Origin of the sequence: Peribacillus sp. CSMR9 (assembly GCF_033141925.1) — a bacterium.
Classification (GTDB): Bacteria; Bacillota; Bacilli; order Bacillales; family DSM-1321; genus Peribacillus; species Peribacillus simplex_A.
Window position 1 is genome coordinate 1 of the sequence record NZ_JAOPHO010000175.1, and the last position, 1,609, is coordinate 1,609.

The 1,609-nt window shown below is 37.2% G+C and carries 2 protein-coding genes; both read right to left on the reverse strand.

Annotated elements, in window-relative coordinates; translation table 11 throughout:
- Window positions 1–475: 475 nt before the first annotated feature.
- Window positions 476–1,159 carry a response regulator transcription factor gene (locus tag N9I19_RS24685; RefSeq protein WP_317779322.1) on the reverse strand — a complete coding sequence of 228 codons (684 nt, stop codon included), beginning with the start codon at window positions 1,157–1,159 and terminating at the stop codon, window positions 476–478.
- 259 nt (window positions 1,160–1,418) lie between these two features.
- Window positions 1,419–1,609 (reverse strand): hypothetical protein (locus N9I19_RS24690; protein ID WP_317779323.1); only part of this gene is annotated, 191 nt, incomplete at its 5' end.

Here is a 1,609-nt window from a genome sequence, read left to right on the forward strand (position 1 = left end):
GAACATTTGCATGAGCATTTCTTTTGGTTGATATGCCAAAAGTAATTTTCCATTGGCCAAAGCATGTGCTGGCAGGCAATTAATTTAAGAACTGAGGAGATTACCATCATAAATTGAAATGTGTATAAAGAAGGGTAAAGATTTCAAATCTTCAATATTTCTTCAACAATCGGGCGCAATTGTTGAATAATAAAATCCCAATTTCTCATTAATATCACTGAGAGATTAGGATTTTTAATGCTGGAATATCCTTAACGTTGTAAATCCGCGTTTGGATGGTGGTACCCCAACTTGGCAATGTGACGGTACCCCATGATTTAAGATTCAGTGAAAAAGTCCAATTTTTTCAAAACAACAATATAACCTCAAAAAAACGAGCCTTTAGAATTGCTTCTAAGGCTCGTTTCGTGAGAAAAGTCTTGCTCTTCAGCACGCATTGCGAAAACTGAAGAGCCAGACTTATCATAAGTTGAAATTATTTCACTTCTACCCAGCTGTTTTTAATAGCTAGAACAACAGCTTGTGTACGGTCGTTTACACGCATTTTTTGAAGAATGTTACTCACATGATTTTTTACTGTTTTTTCACTAATGTATAAAGATTCGCCGACGGCACGGTTGCTTTTTCCATCTGCTAAACGTTGAAGAACTTCACACTCGCGTCGAGTCAATAGGTGAAGTGGTCTTCTAATCTCTACAGCATGCACTGAATCACGATTAGCACCCACTTCAGCAGCTAAACGGCGATATTCTTTGACTAGATTATGTGTCACCTTCGGATGAAGGTATGTGCCACCTTCTGCGACTACACGAACAGCATTAATTAACGTATCGGTGTCCATTTCTTTCAACAGATAACCTTGTGCTCCTGTTTTCAATGCATGCTGTACATAGTTTTCATCATCATGAATCGATAAAATGATGACCTTCGTTTTAGGGTAACGGTTCACAAGCATTTTAGTCGCTTCAACACCGTTCATATTCGGCATGTTGATATCCGTGATAACAACATCTGGTTTGTGTGTTTCAACAAGATCCATAGCCTCGCTTCCGTCATCGCCTTCGGCAACAACATCAAAGGATGATTCAAAATCTAATATACGCTTAACACCTTCACGGAAAAGTTGATGGTCATCGATAATGATGATACTAGTCTTCAACGGCTTCTTCCTCCTAATTTATATAAATGCCTATTCTCTAAAATTTATAAATGATAGGGAATTTTCCTTTCAGCAGCATTTACAGAAAGAATAGCATATTTTTCCGTTTTTTGGGGTAACCCTCATATCCATCAAGGTAAGAAATCATAATATCCCCAGATGTGGATTTGGAAGAAAGTCGTTTCGTTTATAAAAAAGATGTACCGTTTGTAAAAAAGTTTGATCAAAAATCCTATATGAAATGCAGGATTTTTCTTGTTCAGCAATCGGGCCAGATTGTTGAGTATCTTTTTTGGACTGTGCGCTTATTACCATTATTAAAAGCAAGGGGATATAATATGGAAATAGAAAAGTGATTTTTGGAACTAATTGATGGATAGAGGGGGTAATCAAATGGTTGATGAGCGTTTTTGAGCAAATCAAAAGTATTGGCCGCTACCATTGTATCAG